This is a genomic window from Pseudomonas juntendi (assembly GCF_009932375.1).
GTDB classification, from domain to species: Bacteria; Pseudomonadota; Gammaproteobacteria; order Pseudomonadales; family Pseudomonadaceae; genus Aquipseudomonas; species Aquipseudomonas juntendi.
Genome location: NZ_BLJG01000370.1, coordinates 1 through 4,486, shown reverse-complemented (window position 1 = coordinate 4,486; position 4,486 = coordinate 1). Strand labels below are relative to the sequence as shown.

Below are 4,486 nucleotides of genomic sequence, written 5' to 3'. Positions count from 1 at the left end.
GGCGCTGCCATACCTTGTGGCAAACACTTGTCAGCCCTAAGGCGATCCCTGTGGGAGCTGGCTTGCCGGCGATGAAGCAAACACCCATCCATCTGACATAGGGGCTGCACATAGCGTGAGGTTTATGCAGTCCCTGTGTGTGGCTCGCTGGCGATGAAGCAAACACCAATCCACCTGACATTCCGCTTACCCAAGCCCCCACCGCTCTGGTAAAATGCGCCGCCTCAAACGTCTGCAGGCAGCACCGTGGCATTTACCCTGGTTGATTGGGCGATCATCGCGATCATCGCCGTCTCCACACTGATCAGTCTCAAGCGCGGCTTCGTCAAGGAAGCCTTGTCCTTGCTCATCTGGATCATTGCCGGTGCGGTTGCCTGGATGTTCGGCGGTTCGCTCTCGGTGTATCTTGAAAGCTACATCCAGACGCCATCGATGCGCGTCATCGCCGGCTGCGCCATTCTTTTCGTCGCCACCTTGCTGGTGGGGGCCATGGTCAACTTCCTGGTCGGCGAGCTGATCCGCGTGACCGGGCTGTCCGGCACCGATCGCTTCCTGGGCATGGCCTTCGGCGCCGCGCGCGGGGCCTTGCTGGTAGTGGTGGCCATCGGCCTGATCAGCCTGGGGCCGGTTCAACAGGACACCTGGTGGCAGGAATCGCGCCTGATACCACAATTTCTTCTGGTCGCCGACTGGTCGAAAAACCTGATTCTGGGTTTCGCCGGCCAATGGTCGCCCGGTGGTCTGATCAGCGCTCCGGCTGATCTTCCGTTCAAGGAACAGTTGCTCGGGCCAGCTAAGCCCTGAGCGCTATTCACTCAAGTTTCATCAAAGTAGGGGTTGCGTCGCATGTGTGGCATCGTCGGTATCGTCGGTAAGTCGAACGTCAATCAGGCGCTGTATGACGCGCTTACGGTCCTCCAGCACCGCGGCCAGGACGCTGCCGGTATCGTGACCAGCCATGACGGCCGGTTATTCCTGCGCAAGGATAATGGCCTGGTGCGCGACGTGTTCCAGCAGCGCCACATGCAGCGCCTGGTGGGCAACATCGGCATCGGCCATGTGCGCTACCCGACCGCGGGCAGCTCGACCTCGGCCGAGGCCCAGCCGTTCTACGTCAACTCCCCGTATGGCATCACTCTGGCACATAACGGCAACCTGACCAACGTCGAACAGTTGGCCAAGGAGATTTACGAGTCCGACCTGCGCCACGTCAACACCAACTCCGACTCGGAAGTGCTGCTCAACGTGTTCGCCCACGAGCTGGCGGTGCGCGGCAAACTGCAGCCGACCGAAGAAGACGTGTTCGCTGCCGTTTCCCACGTGCACAGCCGCTGTGTGGGTGGCTACGCCGTGGTGGCAATGATCACCGGCTACGGTATCGTTGGCTTCCGTGACCCACACGGCATTCGCCCGGTGGTATTCGGCCAACGTCACACCGACGAAGGCGTGGAATACATGATTGCCTCCGAAAGCGTCGCCCTGGACGTGCTGGGTTTCACCCTGATCCGCGACCTGGCACCCGGCGAAGCGGTGTACATCACCGAAGAAGGCCAGCTGTTCACCAAGCAGTGCGCCGAAGCGCCGAAGCTGCAGCCATGCATCTTCGAGCATGTCTACCTGGCCCGCCCAGACTCGATCATCGACGGTGTGTCGGTGTACAAGGCGCGCCTGCGCATGGGTGAAAAGCTCGCCGACAAGATCATGCGCGAGCGCCCCGATCACGACATCGACGTGGTCATCCCGATTCCCGACACCAGCCGCACCGCCGCCCTGGAGCTGGCCAACCGCCTGGGTGTCAAGTTCCGCGAAGGCTTCGTCAAGAACCGTTACATCGGCCGTACCTTCATCATGCCTGGCCAGGCGGCGCGCAAGAAGTCGGTGCGCCAGAAGCTCAACGCCATCGAACTGGAATTCCGTGGCAAGAACGTGATGCTGGTGGACGATTCGATCGTGCGCGGTACCACGTGCAAGCAGATCATCCAGATGGCCCGCGAAGCCGGCGCCAAGAATGTCTACTTCTGCTCGGCAGCCCCGGCAGTGCGCTTCCCCAACGTCTACGGCATCGACATGCCGAGCGTGCACGAACTGATCGCCCACAACCGCACCACCGAACAGGTGGGTGAGTTGATTGGCGCCGACTGGCTGGTCTATCAGGACCTGCCGGACCTGATCGACTCGGTCGGCGGCGGCAAGATCAAGATCGAGCACTTCGACTGCGCGGTGTTCAACGGTGAGTATGTCACCGGCGATATCGACGAAGCCTACCTCGACCGCATCGAGCAGGCCCGTAACGACCTGGCCAAGGTCAAGAACCAGGCGGTCAGCGCGATCATCGACCTCTACAACAACTGATTCAGGGAGCGACGGCATGACGGATCAATGGGATGCCGGGCGACTGGACAGCGACCTCGAGGGTGTCGGTTTCGACACCCTGGCGGTGCGCGCTGGCCAAAGCCGTACACCGGAAGGCGAGCACAGCGAAGCGCTGTTCCTGACCTCCAGCTATGTGTTCCGCACGGCGGCCGACGCCGCTGCGCGTTTCGCCGGCGAAACGCCAGGCAACGTCTATTCGCGTTACACCAACCCGTCGGTGCGTGTCTTCGAAGAGCGGCTGGCAGCGATGGAAGGCGCCGAGCAGGCCGTGGGCACCTCCACCGGCATGGCGGCGCTGCTTGCGGTGGTCATGTCGTTGTGCAGTGGCGGTGACCATGTGCTGGTGTCGCAGAGCGTATTTGGCTCGACCATCAGCCTGTTCGAGAAGTACTTCAAGCGCTTCGGCCTGCAGGTGGACTACGTGCCGCTGGCCGACCTCGCGGGCTGGGAAAAGGCCATCAAGGCCAATACCAAGCTGCTGATCGTCGAATCGCCGTCCAACCCGCTGGCCGAACTGGTCGATATCACTGCCCTCAGTGAAATCGCCCATGCCCATGGCGCCATGCTGGTCGTCGACAACTGCTTCAGCACCCCGGCACTGCAGCAACCGTTGAAGCTGGGTGCCGATATCGTGTTCCACTCGGCGACCAAGTTCATCGACGGCCAGGGGCGTTGCATGGGCGGCGCAGTGGCCGGCCGAGCCGAGCAGATGAAAGAGGTGGTGGGCTTCCTGCGTACCGCAGGCCCGACCCTCAGCCCGTTCAATGCCTGGATCTTCACCAAGGGCCTGGAAACCCTGCGGTTGCGCATGCGTGCGCATTGCGAAAGTGCCCAGGCCCTGGCTGAGTGGCTGGAGCAACAGGACGGCGTGGAGAAGGTGCATTACGCTGGCTTGCCAAGCCACCCCCAGCACGCCCTGGCCAAGCGCCAGATGAGTGGCTTTGGTGCAGTGGTCAGCTTCGAGGTCAAGGGCGGCAAAGAGGGCGCCTGGCGCTTCATCGACGCCACTCGGGTGATTTCCATCACCACCAACCTGGGCGACAGCAAGACCACCATCGCCCACCCGGCCACCACGTCCCACGGCCGCCTGTCGCCGCAGGAGCGTGAGGCTGCGGGTATTCGCGACAGCCTGATCCGCGTTGCCGTGGGCCTGGAAGACGTGGCAGACCTGCAGGCCGACCTGGCGCGCGGGTTGGCCGCACTGTGATGCAGATTGGCGGCAGCACCCCGGGCCACAACGGCCGGGTAGCCCTGGTGACCGGTGCCGCGCGCGGCATCGGCCTGGGCATTGCCGCCTGGTTGATCTGCGAGGGTTGGCAGGTGGTGCTCAGCGACCTTGACCGGCAGCGGGGCGCCAAGGTGGCCAAGGCTCTGGGTGACAATGCCTGGTTCATCACCATGGACGTTGCCGACGAGGCCCAGGTCAGTGCCGGGGTGTCCGAGGTGCTCGGGCAATTTGGCCGCCTGGATGCGCTGGTGTGCAATGCAGCGATCGCCAACCCGCACAACCAGACCTTGGAAAGCCTGAGCCTGGCGCAGTGGAACCGGGTGCTGGCGGTGAACCTCAATGGCCCGATGCTGCTGGCCAAGCATTGTGCGCCGTACCTGCGTGCGCACAACGGGGCGATCGTCAACCTCACCTCCACCCGGGCGCGGCAGTCCGAGCCTGATACCGAGGCCTACGCGGCGAGCAAGGGCGGCCTGGTGGCCTTGACCCATGCGCTGGCGATAAGTTTGGGCCCGGAGATCCGCGTCAACGCGGTGAGCCCTGGCTGGATCGATGCCCGTGACCCGGCGCAGCGCCGTGCCGAGCCATTGAGCGAAGCCGACCACGCCCAGCACCCGACGGGCAGGGTAGGGACCGTGGAGGATGTGGCTGCCATGGTTGCCTGGTTGCTGTCACGGCAGGCGGCGTTCGTCACTGGCCAGGAGTTCGTGGTCGATGGCGGCATGACCCGCAAGATGATCTACACCTGAGCTTCAAGCTTCAAGCTTCAAGCTTCAAGCTGCAAGCTGCAAGCTGCAAGAGGGGACCGCAAGGTTCCTTCGTCATTTGTAGGGTTCAGAAATTCATCAAGCGCCCCCATGCTTCTTCTTGCCACTTGCCACTTGC

Annotated in this window: 4 protein-coding genes; all 4 read left to right on the top strand. The window is 63.0% G+C overall.

Features of this window, described 5'->3' with window-relative positions; translation table 11 throughout:
- Positions 1-246 precede the first annotated feature (246 nt).
- The 4 genes from GYA94_RS26065 to GYA94_RS26050 are packed head-to-tail and all read left to right on the top strand — an operon-like array spanning position 247 to position 4,350.
- Positions 247-804, top strand: a complete 558-nt coding sequence (locus GYA94_RS26065) for a CvpA family protein (RefSeq protein ID WP_029886425.1) — start codon at positions 247-249, stop codon at positions 802-804.
- 42 nt (positions 805-846) lie between these two features.
- The gene (gene purF, locus GYA94_RS26060; protein WP_009683775.1) at positions 847-2,352 is read left to right on the top strand and encodes an amidophosphoribosyltransferase; all 1,506 of its coding nucleotides are present in this window, start codon (positions 847-849) and stop codon (positions 2,350-2,352) included.
- 16 nt (positions 2,353-2,368) lie between these two features.
- Complete coding sequence (locus GYA94_RS26055) at positions 2,369-3,580, top strand: O-succinylhomoserine sulfhydrylase (protein WP_054905333.1); 1,212 nt, start codon at positions 2,369-2,371, stop codon at positions 3,578-3,580.
- Complete coding sequence (locus GYA94_RS26050; RefSeq protein WP_161893395.1) at positions 3,580-4,350, top strand: SDR family oxidoreductase; 771 nt, start codon at positions 3,580-3,582, stop codon at positions 4,348-4,350. Before GYA94_RS26055 ends, GYA94_RS26050 begins: the two co-directional genes overlap by 1 nt.
- Positions 4,351-4,486 lie beyond the last annotated feature (136 nt).